13 protein-coding genes are annotated in these 17,129 nt (G+C 71.2%); 3 read left to right on the top strand and 10 right to left on the bottom strand.

Annotation, left to right across the window (positions count from 1 at the left end):
• Nucleotides 1–19 precede the first annotated feature (19 nt).
• A complete protein-coding gene (locus miv_RS03020) occupies nt 20–1,141 on the top strand; it encodes an NADH:flavin oxidoreductase/NADH oxidase (protein ID WP_048427329.1) in 1,122 nt (373 codons plus the stop codon).
• A gap of 24 nt (nt 1,142–1,165) precedes the next feature.
• On the opposite strand, the gene miv_RS03025 is transcribed toward miv_RS03020, so the two are convergent.
• Nucleotides 1,166–3,796, bottom strand: coding sequence for a DNA translocase FtsK (locus tag miv_RS03025; protein WP_207181364.1), 2,631 nt, complete (start codon nt 3,794–3,796; stop codon nt 1,166–1,168).
• Nucleotides 3,797–3,971: 175 nt separating this feature from the next.
• On the opposite strand from miv_RS03025, the gene miv_RS03030 reads away from it, so the two are divergent.
• Nucleotides 3,972–4,292 carry a nucleotidyltransferase family protein gene (locus tag miv_RS03030; RefSeq protein ID WP_125901271.1) on the top strand — a complete coding sequence of 107 codons (321 nt, stop codon included), beginning with the start codon at nt 3,972–3,974 and terminating at the stop codon, nt 4,290–4,292.
• 129 nt (nt 4,293–4,421) lie between these two features.
• On the opposite strand, the gene miv_RS03035 is transcribed toward miv_RS03030, so the two are convergent.
• From miv_RS03035 to tesB, 3 genes are all read right to left on the bottom strand, one after another.
• Nucleotides 4,422–5,939, bottom strand: a complete 1,518-nt coding sequence (locus tag miv_RS03035) for an ammonium transporter (RefSeq protein WP_207181366.1) — start codon at nt 5,937–5,939, stop codon at nt 4,422–4,424.
• A gap of 84 nt (nt 5,940–6,023) precedes the next feature.
• Nucleotides 6,024–6,362: a P-II family nitrogen regulator gene (locus miv_RS03040; protein WP_048426845.1), complete on the bottom strand. Its 339-nt coding sequence runs from the start codon at nt 6,360–6,362 to the stop codon at nt 6,024–6,026.
• 251 nt (nt 6,363–6,613) lie between these two features.
• On the bottom strand, nt 6,614–7,492 hold the full coding sequence (gene tesB / locus miv_RS03045; protein WP_048426846.1) for an acyl-CoA thioesterase II: 879 nt from the start codon (nt 7,490–7,492) through the stop codon (nt 6,614–6,616).
• Between the two features lie 128 nt (nt 7,493–7,620).
• On the opposite strand from tesB, the gene miv_RS03050 reads away from it, so the two are divergent.
• Nucleotides 7,621–8,889: an FAD-dependent monooxygenase gene (locus tag miv_RS03050; RefSeq protein ID WP_048426847.1), complete on the top strand. Its 1,269-nt coding sequence runs from the start codon at nt 7,621–7,623 to the stop codon at nt 8,887–8,889.
• Between the two features lie 42 nt (nt 8,890–8,931).
• On the opposite strand, the gene miv_RS03055 is transcribed toward miv_RS03050, so the two are convergent.
• The 6 genes from miv_RS03055 to miv_RS03080 all read right to left on the bottom strand — a co-directional run bounded on the left by miv_RS03055 (nt 8,932) and on the right by miv_RS03080 (nt 17,031).
• Nucleotides 8,932–10,383 (bottom strand): diguanylate cyclase domain-containing protein, encoded by a 1,452-nt coding sequence (locus miv_RS03055; RefSeq protein WP_207181372.1) that lies wholly within the window; start codon nt 10,381–10,383, stop codon nt 8,932–8,934.
• Nucleotides 10,384–10,710: 327 nt separating this feature from the next.
• Complete coding sequence (locus miv_RS03060) at nt 10,711–11,343, bottom strand: response regulator (protein WP_048426849.1); 633 nt, start codon at nt 11,341–11,343, stop codon at nt 10,711–10,713.
• Entirely contained in the window at nt 11,340–12,716 is a 1,377-nt protein-coding gene (locus tag miv_RS03065) for an ATP-binding protein (protein WP_082172056.1), read from the bottom strand. The genes miv_RS03060 and miv_RS03065 overlap by 4 nt, the downstream gene beginning before the upstream one ends.
• 430 nt (nt 12,717–13,146) lie before the next feature.
• Nucleotides 13,147–15,612: a TonB-dependent receptor gene (locus miv_RS03070; protein ID WP_058617964.1), complete on the bottom strand. Its 2,466-nt coding sequence runs from the start codon at nt 15,610–15,612 to the stop codon at nt 13,147–13,149.
• A gap of 290 nt (nt 15,613–15,902) precedes the next feature.
• Complete coding sequence (aat, locus tag miv_RS03075) at nt 15,903–16,565, bottom strand: leucyl/phenylalanyl-tRNA--protein transferase (protein WP_207181373.1); 663 nt, start codon at nt 16,563–16,565, stop codon at nt 15,903–15,905.
• Nucleotides 16,566–16,749: 184 nt separating this feature from the next.
• Nucleotides 16,750–17,031 (bottom strand): hypothetical protein, encoded by a 282-nt coding sequence (locus miv_RS03080; RefSeq protein ID WP_048430661.1) that lies wholly within the window; start codon nt 17,029–17,031, stop codon nt 16,750–16,752.
• Nucleotides 17,032–17,129 lie beyond the last annotated feature (98 nt).

The following is a 17,129-nucleotide window of genomic DNA, read 5'->3' on the forward strand; positions in this document are numbered from 1 at the left end:
CCTCACCCGGAGTTCCCGCATGAGCCGTCCCGCCCTGTTTCAGCCCCTTCGCCTCGACGGCCTGGAGCTGGAGAACCGGATCATCGTCGCCCCGATGTGCCAGTATTCGGCCCGCGACGGCGAGGCCACCGACTGGCACATGATGCATCTCGGCCAGCTCGCGATGTCGGGCTCCGGGCTCCTGACCCTGGAGGCGACGGCGGTGTCGCCGGAGGCGCGGATCACCCATGGCGATCTCGGGCTATGGGACGACGGCACCGAGCGGGCGCTGGCCAAGGTCCTCGATGCGGTGCGCGACTACGCGCCGGTGCCGATCTGCATCCAGATCGCCCATGCCGGCCGCAAGGCGTCGAGCGAGGCGCCGTGGCGCGGCGGCCAGCAGGTGGCGCCGGAGTCACCCCGCGGCTGGCTGACCGAGGCGCCGTCGCCGCTCGCCCATGCCGAGGGCGAGGTCGCGCCGCGAATGCTCGACCGGGAGGACATGAAGCGCATCCGCGACGGGTTCGCGGCCACCGCCCGTCGCGCGGCACGCCTCGGCATCGAGGCGGCGGAGATCCACGCCGCGCACGGCTACCTGCTGCACCAGTTCCTCTCGCCGGTGGCCAACCAGCGCAGCGACGAATACGGCGGCAGCCTCGAGAACCGGATGCGCTTCCCCCTCGAGGTCTTCGAGGCGGTGCGGGAAGTGTTTCCCGCCGGCCAGCCGGTCTGGGCCCGGGTCTCGGCGACGGACTGGGTGGAGGAGGGCTGGGAGGTCGAGCAGACCATCGCGTTCACGCAGGCCCTGAAGGCGCGGGGCGCGGCGGCCATCCACGTCTCCACCGGCGGCGTCTCGCCCCGGCAGAAGATCGCGATCGGGCCGGGCTACCAAGTGCCCTTCGCCGAGCGGGTGCGGGCGGCGACCGACCTCGTCACCATCGCGGTCGGCCTCATCACCGAGGCGCGCCAGGCCGAGGCGATCCTGGTCGAGGGCAAGGCGGACGCGGTCTCGCTCGCCCGCGCGCTGCTCTACGATCCGCGCTGGCCCTGGCACGCTGCCGCCGAACTCGGCGCCCGGGTCCGTGCGCCCAAGCAGTACTGGCGCTCGCAGCCCCACCACCTGAAGGACCTGTTCAAGGAGGCGAGCTTCGGCCAGCGCTGAACCGCGCTCCGGAGCAGGACGGCCTCAGCCGTCCTGCTCCTCCAGCAGGATCTCGCGCTTGCCGGCATGGTTGGCGGGGCCGACGATGCCCTCGCGCTCCATCCGCTCCATCAGCGAGGCGGCCCGGTTGTAGCCGATCTGGAGACGGCGCTGGATGTAGCTCGTCGACGCCTTCTTGTCCCGCAGCACCACCGCCACCGCCTGGTCGTAGAGATCGGCGCCGGGCTCGCCGAAGCCGCCCTGGTCCATCACCGGCGCGTCCGGCTCTTCCTCGCCCTCCTCGGCGGTCACCGCCTCGAGGTAGGAGGGCCGACCCTGGCGCTTCAGGTGCGCCACCACCTGCTCGACCTCGTCGTCCGAGCAGAACGGGCCGTGCACGCGCGTCGTGCGCCCGCCGCCCGCCATGAACAGCATGTCGCCCTGGCCCAGCAGCTGCTCGGCGCCCATCTCGCCCAGGATCGTGCGCGAATCGATCTTGCTCGTCACCTGGAAGGAGATCCGGGTCGGGAAGTTCGCCTTGATCGTGCCGGTGATCACGTCCACCGACGGGCGCTGCGTCGCCATGATCAGGTGCAGGCCGGCGGCGCGCGCCATCTGGGCCAGGCGCTGGATCGCCCCCTCGATGTCCTTGCCCGCCACCATCATCAGGTCGGCCATCTCGTCGACCACGATCACGATGTAGGGCAGGGGGGCGAGATCCATCATCTCGTCCTCGTAGACCGCCTCGCCGGTCTCGCGGTCGAAGCCGGTCTGGACCGTGCGGGTGATCACCTCGCCCCGCGCCCGTGCCTCCGCCACCCGGGCGTTGAAGCCGTCGATGTTGCGAACGCCGAGCTTCGACATCTTCTTGTAGCGCTCCTCCATCTCGCGCACCGCCCATTTGAGGGCGATGACCGCCTTCTTGGGATCGGTGACGACGGGGGAGAGCAGGTGCGGGATGCCGTCGTAGACGGAGAGTTCCAGCATCTTGGGATCGACCATGATCAGGCGGCACTCCTCCGGGGTCATCCGGTAGAGCAGCGACAGGATCATGGTGTTGATGGCGACCGACTTGCCCGAGCCGGTGGTGCCGGCGACGAGCAGGTGGGGCATGCGGGCGAGGTCGGCGATGATCGCCTCGCCGCCGATATTCTTGCCGAGGCAGAGCGCGAGCTTCTGCTTGGTCTCGGCGAAGGCCGGGGAGGCGAGGAGCTCGCGCAGGTACACGGTCTCGCGGCGCGCATTCGGCAGTTCGATGCCGATGGCGTTGCGGCCCTGGACCACCGCGACGCGGGCCGAGACCGCCGACATCGAGCGGGCGATGTCGTCGGCGAGCGAGATGACGCGGCTCGACTTGGTGCCGGGCGCCGGCTCCAGCTCGTAGAGCGTGACGACGGGGCCCGGGCGCACGGCCAGGATCTCGCCGCGCACGCCGAAATCCTCCAGCGTCGATTCGAGCAGGGTGGCGTTCTGCTCCAGCGCGTCGGTCGAGACCGCGGCGCTCGGCGCCGGGTGGCGCGGCTCGGCGAGCAGCGTCAGCGCGGGCAGATCGTAGGAATCCGGCGAGGCCGGCCCGGGGGCCGGGGCGCGGCGGGTCTGGATCGGCGGGGGAGGGGGGGCGACCCGGCCGCGCGGCGCGGCCTCGGCGGCGAGCCCGTCCTCGTCGTCCTCCGGTTCATCGAAGGCCGGCTCGGCCCGGCGCGGCGCGCCATCGGTGAAGACCGGCTCGCGCCGCCCGCCCTTGGCCGGAACCTTGGATGCCTCCTTGGCCGACCCTTTGACGCGGGCGGGCGTCTCGGCCGTGGGCTCGGGCTCGTCCCAGGCCTCGGCCTCGCCGGGCTCGGCGAAGGCACGCCGGGCGGCGAGCGCCGGCGAGTTGCCGGCATAGGGATCGTGGCCGGTCTGGCGCCAGGAGCCGTCGCGGATCGCATCGACCCGCTGGACCACGGCCGACTTGGCACTCATCGCGAGATGCGCCAGCGCGCCCAGGGAGGCGAGGCCGAGGCCGGGCGACTCGTCGTCGTGCGGCGTCGCGGTGCCGCGGCGGGGCTGGCGCTCGTCGTAGCGGCTCACCACCGGGGCGAAGGATTCGGCCTCGTCGTCCCCGTCCTCGTCCTCGATCAGGCCGAAGCCGCAGGAGCCGGTCAGGCTGATCACCGCGACCGCCGCGTAGAGGAAGCCCGCGAAGGCTCCGGCCGGCCCGGCGATCGCCTTGGCGGCACCCAGCAGCGCATCGCCGGCGACCCCGCCGAGCCCGGTCGGCAGCGGCCAGCGGGCGGTCGGCGGCAGGGCGCTCGCCATGCCGCTCGCCGCCCCGAAGCCGATGATCCAGAGCACGATCCGCAGCTGCATCCGGGCGAGCCGGTGGGTGCGCAGCAACCGCATGCCCCACACCGCCGGCGGCAGCGCGAAGGCGAGCGCCCCGAGCCCCAGGAGCTGCATGCCGAGATCCGACACCACCGCGCCGCCGAAGCCGAGCAGGTTGCGGGCGGCGCGCGAAGTGGCGTGGTTGAGGCTCGGGTCGTCGATCGACCACGTCGCCAGGGCAACGGTGAAGCACGCCGCCCCGACGAGCAGGGCGAGGCCGGTGACCTCCGTCGCCCGCCGCGTCAGGAACGCGCGGAGCGTGTCGATGAGGCCATCGTAGGGCGATGCCGAGCGACGAAGCGAACGCATGCGGGACGATACCGGGTACGCGGAACTGGACCGTGAGGATGGGGCGGTGCGGTTAATGGTGGTTTAAGGCTAACTGGATCTTGCGGCATTGCGGGAGACCGGCGGGAAGCCGCTGGCTCTGCTGGACTTTTCCGGGTGACCGGATCAAATCCCGTCATGAACGCGTGAGGCGCCCATGCCCGCTTCTGTCATGCGCGCTTCTGTCCTGCCCGCTCCCGTCCTGCCCGCTCCCGAGACCGCGCGGGCGGCACGGATCTTCGTACGGCACCTCGTTGGGCGCTATCCGGTGAAGGACGTCGTGCTGTTCGGCAGCCGCGCCCGCGGCATGCATGATGATGACGGCGATGCCGCCTTTGGACGGGCGCTCAATCGCGTGCACGAAATCAGGATGCTGGCCGACGATACCTCCGAGCCGCCCGGTTCCGACGAGGCAGCATGGGCCGTCGCTCAGGCGGAGGCCCTGCTTGCGGAGGTGCAATCCAAGATCGGCTCCTGAGGGGCGACATGCTTCCCCGGACGGCCGATTGACGGTCATGCCACAGAAAAGAAGCCCCAGCGCGACTGCGCCGGGGCTTCTCTCGTCTCCGATGCGCCGGGGCGGCGACCGCCCCGGCGCATCCAATCCTCAGTAGTTGTAGGCCCGCTCGCCGTGATCGGCGAGGTCGAGGCCCTCGCGCTCCTCGTCCTGCGTCACCCGCAGGCCGACCACCACGTCGACGATCTTGTAGAGGATCGCCGAGCCGACGCCCGACCAGATGATGGTGAAGCCGACCGCCTTGGCCTGGGCCAGGAAGGCCGGGCCGAACTCGTAGGCCGCGGCCACCAGCTCGCCGGGCTTCGTCGCGTAGTCGGGTGCGCCGACGCCGCCGAGAGCCGGATTGACCAGGATGCCGGTGGCGAGCGCGCCCAGGATGCCGCCGACGCAGTGCACGCCGAAGACGTCGAGGGAGTCGTCGTAGCCCAGCGCGTTCTTGACCGTCGAGCACATCACGAAGCAGACGGCGCCGGCGACGAGGCCGAGCACGATCGAGCCCATCGGACCGGCAAAGCCGCAGGCCGGGGTGACGGCGACGAGGCCGGCGACCGCGCCAGAGAGCATGCCGAGGAGCGAGGGCTTGCCCTTGGCGGCCCACTCGACGAGGAGCCAGGACAGGCCGGCCGCCGCGGTGGCCACGAAGGTGTTGATCATGGCGAGCGCCGCCGAGCCGTTGGCCTCCAGGTTGGAACCGGCGTTGAAGCCGAACCAGCCGACCCACAGCAGCGAGGCGCCGATCATCGTCATGGTGAGCGAGTGCGGGGCGAGCAGGTCGCGGCCGTAGCCGATGCGCTTGCCGAGCATCAGGCAGCCGACGATGCCGGCGATGCCCGCGTTGATGTGCACCACGGTGCCGCCGGCGAAGTCGAGGGCGCCCCACTTGAACAGCAGGCCGGCATCGGCGTTGACGGCGTCGAGGGCGTCCTGGGCCGCCTTCTTGGAGGCCTCGTCGGTGGCCGCCGCCAGCGCCTTGGCGGCGTTGCCGACCGCATCCGGGCCGCCCCAGTACCAGACCATGTGCGCCATCGGGAAGTAGATGAAGATCAGCCACAGCGTGCTGAACAGCAGCAGGGCCGAGAACTTCATCCGCTCCGCGAAGGCGCCGACGATCAGCGCCGGGGTGATCATCGCGAACGTCATCTGGAAGCAGATATAGACGTATTCGGGGATGACGACGCCGTTCGAGAAGGTCGCCGCGACCGAGTTGGCGTCGACGCCGCGCAGGAACGCCTTCGAGAAGCCGCCGACGAAATCGTTGAGGCCGCCGCCATTGGTGAAGGCGAGGCTGTAGCCGAAGAACACCCAGACGATGCAGGCGACGCAGACGATGGCGAAGACCTGGGTCAGCAGCGACAGCATGTTCTTCGTGCGGACGAGGCCGCCGTAGAACAGCGCCAGGCCCGGCACCGACATCATCAGCACCAGCGCGGACGAGATCAGCATCCAGGCCGTGTCGCCCTTGTTGGGCACCGGCGCCGCCGCTGCCGCGGCGGCCGGCGCGGACGAGGCCGCTTCGACGGTCGGCGTCTGCGCCAGGGACGGCTCCACCAGGAGGAGCGCGAGCGCGGCGCCTCCCAGGCCCAGAGCCAGGACGTTGCGTAGCTTCATGGAAGAGAAACTCCCGATGGAATCGAAGGCAATGACGGGAAAGGGGGCGAGGGGCGCGAAAAGCCGCCCCGCGCGGGCAAGGTCTCAGAGGGCGTCGACGTCGGTCTCGCCGGTACGGATGCGCACGGCCTTCTCGAGCGGCATCACGAAGATCTTGCCGTCGCCGATCTGGCCGGTGCGGGCGGCGGCCGCGATGGTGTCGACGACGTTCGCGACGAGGTCGACCGCCACCGCCACCTCGATCTTGAGCTTGGGCAGGAAGCTGACGGCGTACTCGGCCCCGCGATAGATCTCGGTGTGCCCCTTCTGCCGGCCGTAGCCCTTCACTTCGGTCACGGTCAGGCCGTGCACGCCGATGCTGGTGAGGGCGTCGCGGACCTCCTCCAGCTTGAACGGCTTGATGATGGCCATGACGATCTTCATGGGACGAGCCCCCTTTCGATTGGCGCTCCCGCCGGCTTGCGGCCGGGTCGGGGCGTGATCCGGCGCCCGAACGGACCCATCGGGGCCCGGCGCCGGTCTCGGGGACATCCAATCAAGGAACGTGCCAGCGAGCGGACCGCTCGATGCGGCTACGCTGCCCGGTTCCTGGGCCGATTGCGGAGATTGAAGCCGCTCCCGGCGGCATTGCAGTTCAAAAAATCAGCATATGCCTGGGAATAAGGCAGAATGGATCAGGCTTCGGGCGTCGGAGCCGTCCGCTTCTCGCGGATCATGCCCTCCTGAGCGACCGAGGCCACCAGCGTGCCGTCGCGGGTGAAGATCAGCCCGCGGGCGAAGCCGCAGCCGCCCGACGCGCTCGGGCTGTCCTGGGCGTAGAGCAGCCACTCGTCGGCGCGGAACGGCCGGTGGAACCACAGGGCGTGGTCGAGGCTCGCCGGCTGGATCTCGCTCTCGAACACCGTGCGGCCGTGGGGGCTGAGCGAGGTGTCGAGGAGCGTCATGTCGGAGGCGTAGGCCAGCACCGCCTGGTGGATGGCGGGATCGTCCGGCAGCCGCGAGGTCGCCCGGATCCAGACGTGGAAGCGCGACGAGCCGGGCTTGCGCTCGCCGTAGCGCTCGGGTTCGACCGGGCGCAGCTCGATCGGCCGCTCGCGCTCGAAATAGGCCCGGACCGGCTCGGGCATGCGGGGCATCATCGAGGCCTTGAGCAGGCCCTCGCCCGGCAGGTCCTCGGGCATCGGCACCGCCGGCATCGGGGCCTGGTGATCGAAGCCCGGCTCCTCGACGTGGTAGGAGGCCGACATCGAGAAGATCGGCCGGCCGTGCTGGATCGCCACCACCCGCCGCGTCGTGAAGCTGCGGCCGTCGCGGATGCGGTCGACCTCGTAGACGATCGGGACCTTCGGGTCGCCGCCGAGCAGGAAATAGGCGTGGAGCGAGTGCGGCCGGCGCTCCGGCGGCACGGTGCGGGTCGCCGCGACGAGGGCCTGGCCGATCACCTGCCCGCCATAGACCCGCTGCCAGCGGTCCTTCGGCGAGCGGCCGCGAAAGAGGTTCTGCTCGAGCGTCTCCAGATCGAGGATGTCGAGGAGTTCGGCGACCGCGCGCAAGGGAAGAGATCCGGGCCAGGGGAGGGGCGCGTAGCTGACGCAGGCCGATGCGCGCCGTCAAGCGACGCAACCCGCCGCCCGACGTGCTAAGAGCCCTGCCCGAGGATTGAGCAGCGGGCATTGGCGACATGGCGCAGGGCGAAGGCGTGAGCGGGCGGCGGGCGGCGGCACGGGAGATCGTGGTCGCGGGCGGCGGGCTGCCGGGGCTGGCCCTGGCGCTCGCCCTGCGCCAGGCCCTCGGCGAGGCGGTGCGGATCACGGTCTGCGACCCGGCCTTCGGTCGTGCGGACGCCCCCCGGGACCTGCGCGCCTACGCGGTGGCGGCGGCCGCCCGGCGGATGCTCGAGCGCCTCGGGGTCTGGGACGCGGTCTGCGCGAGCGCCCAGCCGATCCGCGAGATGGTGATCACCGACAGCCGCCTCGCCGACCCGGTGCGGCCGACCTTCCTGACCTTCGAGGGCGACGTGGCCGAGGGCGAGCCCTTCGCCCACATGGTCGAGGGCGGCGGCCTGCTCGCGGCCCTGCGGGATGCGGCCGCGGCGGCCGGCGTGGTGCTGGAGGCAAGCCCGGTCCAGGCGGCGGTACCGGACGCCGACCGCATCGTCGCGCGCCTGCCGGACGGGCGCACGATCCGGGCCGACCTCGTGGTGGCGGCCGACGGCGCCCGCTCGCGCCTGCGCGAGGCGGCCGGCATCGGCTGGGTCGGCTGGTCCTATCCGCAATCGGGCATCGTCGCGACGGTGGCGCACGAGCGCGACCACGAGGGCCGGGCGATCGAGCACTTCCTGCCCTCCGGCCCCTTCGCGGTGCTGCCGCTGCCCCCCGGCGGGCCCCTCGGCCACCGCTCCTCGATCGTCTGGACCGAGCGCCAGGCCGACGTGCCGGCGCTCCTCGGCGGCGGGCCGGAGGAGGCCCTGATGGAGGTCGAGCGCCGCTTCGGCCTGGCGCTCGGACAAATCGCCCTCGAATCGCCGCTGAGGGCCTATCCGCTCGCCTTCGGCATCGCCCGGCGCTTCGGCGCGAAGCGCCTGCTGCTGCTGGGCGACGCCGCCCACGTCATCCACCCGATCGCCGGGCAGGGCCTCAATCTCGGCCTGCGCAGCGCCGCCGCCCTGGCGGAATCCCTCGCCGACACGATGCGCCTCGGCCTCGACCCCGGCGGCCCCGAGGCGCTGGAAGCCTACGAGCGCAGCCGCCGCTTCGACACTCTGGCGATGGGCGCGGCCACCGACGGCCTCAACCGTCTCTTCTCCACCGACGCGCTCCCGGTGCGCCTCGCCCGCGACCTCGGCCTCGGCCTCGTCGACCGGATGCCGGGCCTCAAGCGCCTGTTCATTCGCGAAGCCGCGGGGTTGCGGGGGCGCCAGCCGCGGCTGATGCGGGGGGAGGCGTTGTAGCGCCAGGGCACGCTTTCCCGCGCGTCGCAGCGGGGGGCGGGTTCAACCCGCCTGCCGGTAATCGGCGTCGGCACGGTAGGTCGCCGCCGTTCCCTTCCGGGTGCGCTTGGCGGCGTAGAGGGCCGCATCGGCCTGACGCAGGAGCCGATCGCGGTCCTGCCCGGCCGTGCTCGACCACGCGATCCCGATCGTTCCCGTCACCCGAGCGATGTGACCGGAGCCTTCCATGACGATCTCGAGGTCGTGCAGCAGGCGCCGCACCGTGCGATCCACTCCCACGCCGTCGACATCGGCGGACAGCACGACGGCGAATTCGTCGCCCCCGAGCCTCGCCGGAAAGCTCCCGGCGGTGCAGGAGGCGCGCAGCCGATCGGCGACACGGCGCAACACCGCATCGCCCGCGGCATGGCCGAGGGCGTCGTTGACGCCCTTGAAACCGTCGAGGTCGATCAGAAGGACGGCCACGTCGCCGTCCGCCGCGCGTGCCGCCCGCAGCCGGGCATCGAGAACCCGGTGAAACTCGACGCGGTTGGCCAGCTGGGTCAGATCGTCGGTGCGAGCCAGATGACGCAGGCGCTGCTCCAAGCCGTGCCGTTCGGTGATGTCCTGGATCAGGCCGATGAGGGCGACGGGCCTGCCCTTCGCGAGCTCGATCTCGCAGGAGCATCGCACGCGCCGCGCATTGCCCTTCGCGGTGACGAAATCGGCATCCAGCTCGAACGGCTCGCCCGTCTCCAGCGTGCGCATCACCGCCGCGACGAACGCGGTGCGGTCCGGCTCGGGAAAGTGGTTCAGGATCTCGTCGGTCGGGACGCCGCCGCTGATCGGCCGTTCATGGATGGCGAAGACGCCGTCCGACCACGCCGTGGACTGCCTCTCGATGTCGTATCGGTAGGACCCCATGTCCGCCATGCGTTCGGCCTGCTTGAACTGACGGCGCTCGCGCTCCAGCCGCTCCGCGGTCAGACGGTGTTCCTCTGCGGCCTCGGCAGCGCGACGGGCGACGGATCGCGCCTCGATGAGAGCCTCGGCGAGGCAGGCCAGACCCTCCAGAACCTCCACGTCGGTCGGCGTCGGCTCCCGCGGCCGCTCGTCCAGGACGCAGAGCGTCCCGACCGTCACCGGGCTTCTGCCGGGCCGCTGAACGCGGACCGGGACGCCCGCGTAGAAGCGGATGTTCGGTGCGCCCGTGACGAACGGGCTGCCGGCGAAGCGAGGATCGAGGCGGGCATCCGCGACAACGAGCGGTGCCCCGGTCTCGACCACGATCGGGCAGAACGCCCGATCCCGGGGGGTCTGCGGGGCGAGAGGCCCGCAATAGGCCTTGAACCACTGGCGCTCCGGGGCGATCAGCGTGATCGACGACATGCTGGTGCCGAGCATACGCTGCGCGAGCTTCGCCAGGGCATCGAACTCGCGCTCGGGCGGCGTATCGAGGAGGGCGATCTCGGCCAGGGCCTTCTGCCGGAGCGTCTCGTGCTCGTTGTCCGACATGCGCCGCTCCGCCCCCACCTCGCCTCGCCGCCGCGAGAACGCGGCGACGGCTCTACGACGCGCGAGCTTAACCGCCCGTGACGTCGCCCCGGCGGGACGGCGTCTCCCGACATCGTGAAAGGCCCGACCACCTGCCGGCCCCGTCGATGGAAGGCGTCCGCTCGCACCTCACCGTGCCGCCGAGCGGACAGACGACCGTCCGCCCGTCCCGATCACCCGGCCACGCCTCGTCACAGATCGAGGCGGGGATAAGTGCCGGCTTCCGCACACGGTCGGCGACGACCATCCCCTCGGCGAAAACCCGAACCGATCCGGGCTCCGAGCGCTTCAGCGCAGATCCCCCGCGTGCCGCACGGCGAAATGCGTCAGCTCGGTCAGGCTCGCCAGCCCGAAGCGCTGGCGCAGGGCCGCGCAGGCATTGGTCACGGTCTTGTAGCTGACCGACAGGTCCTCGGCGATCGCCGTGTAGCCCCGGCCCTCGGCGAGCAGCGTGAGGACGCGGCGTTCCCGCTTGGTGAGGGTGGTCAGCATCGTGCGGCGCGGGTCGGCCTGGAGCAGGGCGACCGCGGTGGCGAGCGTCCCGTCGAGGTAGGGCCGGCCGGCCCGGACCTGCTCGTAGGCACGCACCAGGTCGCCGGCGGGCGCGTCCTTGAGCACGTAGCCGACGGCGCCGGCGGCGAGCGCCCGGGCCACCACCGCCGGGTCGGCATGCATGCTGAACACCATCATGCGGGTCGTCGGCGCCCGCTTGCGGACGCGCCCGATCAGCGCGAGCCCGCCGAGGTCGCGGCCCGGGAAGGTGAGGTCGATCACCGCCACGTCCGGCTCGTGGCGCAGGATCGCCCGGTAGCCCTGGCACAGGCTCGCGGCCTCCCGCACCTCGGCGCCCGTATCCTCGAGCAGCCGGCGGGCCCCGCGGAGCACGATCGGGTGGTCGTCGACCACGACGATGCGGGTCACGGCGACTCCTCCTCGGGTGTCTCGGGGCCGGCCGGCAGCACGATCCGCAGGGCCGTGCCGGGCGCCCGCGGGGCCAGCGCCAGGTGGCCGCCGAGCGCCTCGACCCGCTCCCGCATCCCGGCGAGGCCCCGGCCTTCGCCGAATCCTTCGGCTTGCCCTTCGGTCGGCCCTTCGCCCGGCTGCGGTCCGAAGCCGCCGCCATCGTCCTCGACGGTGAGGCGCAGGCGGCCGTCGGCCTCCTCGGCGACCGCGACGACCACCCGTTCCGCCCCGGCGTGGCGGAGCGCGTTGGTCAGCCCCTCCTGCACGCAGCGATAGATGGTGAGGTCGACGAGATCGCCGTAGCCGTCCTTGAGCGGCGCGAAGCGGCCCTCGACACCGATCTCCGGGTGGTGCCGGGCGGCCTCGCGCACCAGGAGTTCGAGGCACCGGGCGAGCGGCACCTGGCCGAGGCCGGCCGGGCGCAGGCGGTTGAGCAGCGCCCGGTTGATGGTCTGCACCCGCTTGACGATCGCCGCGATGTCGTCGGTGCGCTGGGTCAGGCGGCCCCGCGCCGGCTCGTCCAGGGTCCCGGCGATGCGGGCGATCGACGAGGAATTGGCCTCGAGCGCGAACAGGCACGGGCCGAACTCGTCGTGGAGTTCCAGCGCGGTGCGCCGGCGCTCGTCCTCCTCGGCGGTGAGGAGCCGGCGGTGGAGCCGGAGGTTGGCGGCCCGGGCCGCCCCGAGCGCCCCGGCGAGGCGGTTGAACCGGGCGGCGATCACCGCGAGCTCGCGGGTGTCGGGCCGATCGACCCGGGCGCCGTAATCCTGCTGCTCCAGCCGCGTCAGCCCGCCGGCGAGCTGGGCGAGGGGGCTCAGGATCCGCCCGAAGGCGACGTGCAGGATCGCCAGCATGGCGAGGCTGAGCGACAGGCCGGTCAGGCCGAGCGCCAGGGCGTAGCCCCAGACCTCGTCGATCTCGTCCGAGGGCTCGGCGGTGACGAGCGCGGTGCCGATGCGGGCGCCGCGCAGCACCAGCGGCACCTCGTGGCGTTGCGCCGGCGGGGCGATCAGCGCCGCGAACCAGCGCGGGGCGCGTCGCTTGCCCTCCCGCTGCGGCCCGGCCCCGGCCGGCCGGTTCCCGGCATCGAGCAGGGTCACCCGGACGTGGCGCAGGCCCTGGAAGCGCAAGGCGAGGGTGCGGAAGAGGCCCGGCAGGGGGGCGTCCTGCAGCGCCTGCAGGGTCTCGGCCACCAGGGGCTCGACCACCGCCAGCGAGGCCGCGGTCTCGACCTCGGTCGCGCTGCGCGCCTTGTGGATGATGACCGCGCCGGAGATCGCCGCCGCCACCAGGTTGATGAGGACGACCACCACCATCAGCCGCGCCCGCATCGGCCGGCCGGACCAAAGGGCGGGCACCAGCCCGCGTCCAGCGGCAATGCCGACCGGCACCGGACGGTGCGGATCGGCCCCGTCGGTCTCGGGGAACGGCGGTGTGGGGGCGGGGCGCGGAAACAACGGGCTCTCGGGGGAGCGGGGAAACCCCGCGACACGAGCCTGGGGGCGGGCTCGCTGTCAATGCGACGGACGCGCGTCAGGCGGAATTGCTCCGCGCAATTCCGCCTGACGCGGCTTGGTCTTTGTCCCGCACCGGGGCGTCGGTGCGGGGAGCGGTTCGGGTCTCGCGGCGGACGGCGCTCCGTCCGCCTTAAGCAGACTTGCGTCGGCAGGCCGACGCCTCGCTCGCTCAGGTTCCTGTTTTGTCGCAGATTTTTGCCGCCGAACCGGTATCCGCTTCGGCGAAACCTGCTTGGCCGTCGTCCTACCAGGTCATCCGCACGCCGCCATAGACCGACAGCGGCTGCACCAGGGTGGTGGTGCGGGGGTCGTTCAGGACGTAGCGGCCGGCGAAGTCGTTGCTGCGCTCCAGGAAGGTGCCGAAATTGGCGTAGCGGTTGTTGAACAGGTTGGTCACCAGGCCGAAGATCTGCACGTTCTGCGTCAGCTGGAAGCTGGTGTTGAGGTTGGCGGTGAAATAGGCCGGCAGCTTGCGGTTGATGTTCGACTCGTCGCCGCGGAAGTAGGACGACGAGAACGCCTGCATGTTCATGCCGAAGCGCCAGAACGGCGTGATCGCGTAGTCGAAGCCGGCCTTGAACTGGTGCGCGGGCACCAGCGGCACCTTGTTGCCCGGGCGTACCGTGATGAGCCCGTCATCGGCGAGCGGGTTGTTGGGCGAGGACAGGTCGCCGCGGAACTGGAAGGTGGCGTCGATCAGCGCGTAGTTGGCGTAGAGGTTCAGGCGCTCGGTGACGTACTCGGCCGCGACCTCGATGCCCTGGCGCTGGGTCGCCGGCACGTTGACGTAGTAGCCGCGCGCCGCGTTGCCCGGCACCGCGATCTGCAGGATGTCGTTGGTGAGGTCGGTGCGGAAGGCGCCGAGCTTGTAGTTGAGCAGCCCGCCCTCGTAGAAGTTCGGCACCGCGCCGCGGAAACCGACCTCGTAGGTGCGCGCTTCCACCTGCTTGAGCGGCGGGTCGGCGACGAGGGAGTTCGGCAGCAGGCAGGGCCGGTCCGGATTGGCGCAGGCGAGCTCGAGCGGCGTCGGCGCCCGGTTCGACTCGGAGTAGCCGCCGTACAGGGTCAGCCAGTCGTAGAACCGGTAGGTCAGGCCGGCGACCGGGTTGATGCGGTTGAAGTAGTGCGTGCCGGTGACGTCGGGCGAGAAGCCGGTCAGGTCCTGGGTGTTGATCCGGGCGAAGTTCAGCCGCGCGCCGGCGGTGAGCGAGAGCCGGTCGGTGACGTCGAACGTGTCGAGGGCGTAGAGGCCCATATAGAGGTTCGAGCCGGTCACCGCGCTCGGCGCGATGCCGAGCGCCCCGGCGGTGCGGATCGGCCCGACGCCGAGGCCCGGGATGTTGCCGTAGGTCGGGTTGTTCGGATCCGTGGTGATGCTCAGGTCCGGGTTGATGACGCCGAGCGTGCTGCCGGACTTGAACGAATAGTTCGCGACGTCGATGCTGCCGCCGACGATGAAGGTGTTGCCGTGGCCGAACCACTTGTCGCGGTTGGTCGCCTGCAGCGTGCCGCCGTAGCCGGTCGCCTCGGTCCGCACGGTGTCGAGGGTGCCGTAGGGCACGCCGGCCCGGAACGGAATCCGCTGGTTCTGCGGCCCGAGGATCAGGAACTGGTTGCGGAACTGCGCCTGGGTCTGGCCCGGCGCGGCCGAGAACCCGTCATCCTCGAAGCACAGGTTGCCGCGGAAGTTCGAGCGCGAGGAGCAGTTCTCGAAGTTGCCGTCGTTGCCGTCGATGTATTGCTGGCTGAAGCGGCGGACATAGGCGTTGCCGGCGAGATCCCAGGTCGGCGAGATGTTGACCTTGCCGGTGACCTGGATCTGGCCGACCTCGGTGGTGGTGGTCTGCGGCGAGGTGAAGATCGCCCGCTCGTTGTCGCGGGTGAAGTCGACCGGGGTGGCGGCCGCGGCGCCGAAGAAGGTCCGGGCGCCGGACGCGATGACGTGGAACTCGGAATCGAGGGTGCGGTGGCCGATATCGGCGTAGACCCGGCCGATCTCCGACGGCGACTTGTAGCGCCAGCCGGCATCGCGCAGGCCCTCGCCGGCGAAGTAGAAGCTCCAGGGGCCGACCACCTCGCCGTATTGCAGGGTGCCCAGGATGCGGCCGTCCGAGCCGCCCATCACCGAGACTTCCTTGCCCTGCCAGGTGAAGCCGTTCTTCATCTCGATGTTGACCGCGCCGCCGAGCGCGTTCAGCCCGAAGATCGGGTTGCCGGTGACGATGTCGATGCGGTTGATCGCGACCTGGGGGATCAGGTCCCAGTTCACCACGTCGCCGAAGGCCTCGTTGATGCGGGTGCCGTTCTGGTAGACGGCCAGCCCCTGCGGCGCGCCCTGGAGCGGCGAGGCGTCGAAGCCGCGATAGGTCAGGGTCTGGCGGAAGCTGTTGCCCTGGCCGTCCGACAGGTTCACGCCGGGCGTGGTGCGGGCGAGCGTGAAGGTGGGATCGAGGGTGGCGCGGTCCTGCTCGAACTTCCGGGCCGTCACGGTCTCGACGGTGAACGGCACCTTGGAGAGCGGCAGGGCGCCGCCGCTCTCGATCCGTTCGCCCGTGGCCGAGCGGCCGGTGCCGCCGGAACCGGCCACCGGCGTCACCGGGACGACGTCGATGGTCTCGAGGGCGATGGTCCCCTGAGCGGATGCCGGCGCGGCGAGCGCCGCCGACACGAGCGCGGTCGTGACGAGAAGTCCCCAGCGCGACGCAACCATGCCCGACATACTCCCCCCGCCGGTATCCGACTCGTGCGGTGCCGCACGGCGCCGCGAATTGGAGGAGAGATAACGAGCTTCACCGTTTCGCCGCAATCCCGGCAAAGGTCATACGGCACTCTTAGGAAGTACCGGGCCAGGATCGGCGCGCGAACCCCGGGCACAGTGACGGTCCTGCAACAATCCGCCGGGTCGACAACGTCGCGTCAGGGAAAGTTTGGCAGTAGGGATTGCCGAATCTTCCTGCTCGATCGACTTCGATGCGGCCGATCCGGATCGGGCGAATCGTGTCACGGATGGCCGAGGGTTGCTACCGCCTCGGACCCGGTGAGCGGCGCACCGTCCCACTGCGCCGGCCGTTCGATGGCGGCGCGCAGCATCGCCTTGTAGGCCTGACGCGGCACCTCCTCGGCGCCGAACTGCGCCAGGTGGCTGGTGACGAACTGCGCGTCGAGCAGAGTGTACCCGCCGCGCTTCAGCCGCGCGGCGAGGTGGACGAGAGCGACCTTCGAGGCGTCCCGGGCCAGATGGAACATGCTCTCGCCGAAGAACGCCGAGCCCAGCGACACGCCGTAGAGCCCACCCACCAGGGTCCGGGGCTCGCCCGCATAGACCTCGACGGTGTGGCAATGGCCGAGATCGAACAACTCGCCGTAGAGGGCGCGGATGCGGGCGTTGATCCAGGTGCGGTCGCTGTCGCGCCGCGGGGCGGCGCAGCCCTCGATCACCGCGTCGAAGTCGCGGTCGGTCACCACCTCGAAATCGCCCTTGCGCACCGTGCGGGCGAGGCGCTGGCCGAGATGGAAGCGATCGAGGGGCAGGATCCCCCGCTCCTTCGGCTCGACCCAGTACAGGGTCGGGTCGTCGGCATCCTCCGCCATCGGGAAGATGCCGGCGGCATAGGCCTTGAGCAGGATCTCGGCGGTGATCTCGACGTTCAGGCTGCCGTGCATCGACAGGGGTTCCGGGCACTGGGTGCGGGGACGGCATTCTCGCCCCGGCCCGACTTTTCGAAAAGGGTGGTCGGACACGGGTAGGCCCGGTCGAACTAGGGCGTGGGGCCGCCCGCAACGAGATACGGCCCGCGGCGGCTGGCCGCGGGCCGTTTTACCCGAAGTCGACGGGGTCTGGCCCGGCTCAGTTCGAGGGGCCGCCGGAGGTCTGGCCGAGATTCGGGTTCAGGCGGCTCGGCATCGCGGCATTGCCGCCCTTGGCCGAGTCGATCTCGGTCTCGATGGTGTTGCGGCCGACGCCGCCGACCGGGGCGGGCCGAGCGGGGTTCACGACGGTGCCGGTGGTGAGCGGATCGACCACCGGGGCGGCCGGGCCGGGATAGGCAGGGCCCTGATAGGCCGGAGCCTGGGCGAGGGCGGGAGTGGCCAGCAGGGCGGCCATGGCGGCGAGCGTGATGATGCGCATGGAACAGTCTCTCTCGGTTCTCGACTGCGACCGTTACAGTTCAGAATGACCTGTTCACTGCCTGACGCAGGGACGATCCAGGTGTTCCGACCGTTGTC

Source organism: Methylobacterium indicum (assembly GCF_017347565.1).
GTDB lineage: Bacteria > Pseudomonadota > Alphaproteobacteria > Rhizobiales > Beijerinckiaceae > Methylobacterium > Methylobacterium indicum.

Bases quoted from the DNA above. Each gene is read 5' to 3' on its own strand.
- miv_RS03020 (WP_048427329.1), top strand. From the start codon at position 20: ATGAGCCGTCCCGCCCTGTTTCAGCCCCTTCGCCTCGACGGCCTGGAG.
- aat (WP_207181373.1), bottom strand. From the start codon at position 16,565: ATGCACGGCAGCCTGAACGTCGAGATCACCGCCGAGATCCTGCTCAAG.
- miv_RS03050 (WP_048426847.1), top strand. From the start codon at position 7,621: ATGGCGCAGGGCGAAGGCGTGAGCGGGCGGCGGGCGGCGGCACGGGAG.
- miv_RS03055 (WP_207181372.1), bottom strand. From the start codon at position 10,383: ATGTCGGACAACGAGCACGAGACGCTCCGGCAGAAGGCCCTGGCCGAG.
- miv_RS03025 (WP_207181364.1), bottom strand. From the start codon at position 3,796: ATGCGTTCGCTTCGTCGCTCGGCATCGCCCTACGATGGCCTCATCGAC.
- miv_RS03035 (WP_207181366.1), bottom strand. From the start codon at position 5,939: ATGAAGCTACGCAACGTCCTGGCTCTGGGCCTGGGAGGCGCCGCGCTC.
- miv_RS03040 (WP_048426845.1), bottom strand. From the start codon at position 6,362: ATGAAGATCGTCATGGCCATCATCAAGCCGTTCAAGCTGGAGGAGGTC.
- miv_RS03065 (WP_082172056.1), bottom strand. From the start codon at position 12,716: ATGCGGGCGCGGCTGATGGTGGTGGTCGTCCTCATCAACCTGGTGGCG.
- miv_RS03080 (WP_048430661.1), bottom strand. From the start codon at position 17,031: ATGCGCATCATCACGCTCGCCGCCATGGCCGCCCTGCTGGCCACTCCC.
- miv_RS03030 (WP_125901271.1), top strand. From the start codon at position 3,972: ATGCCCGCTTCTGTCATGCGCGCTTCTGTCCTGCCCGCTCCCGTCCTG.
- miv_RS03070 (WP_058617964.1), bottom strand. From the start codon at position 15,612: ATGGTTGCGTCGCGCTGGGGACTTCTCGTCACGACCGCGCTCGTGTCG.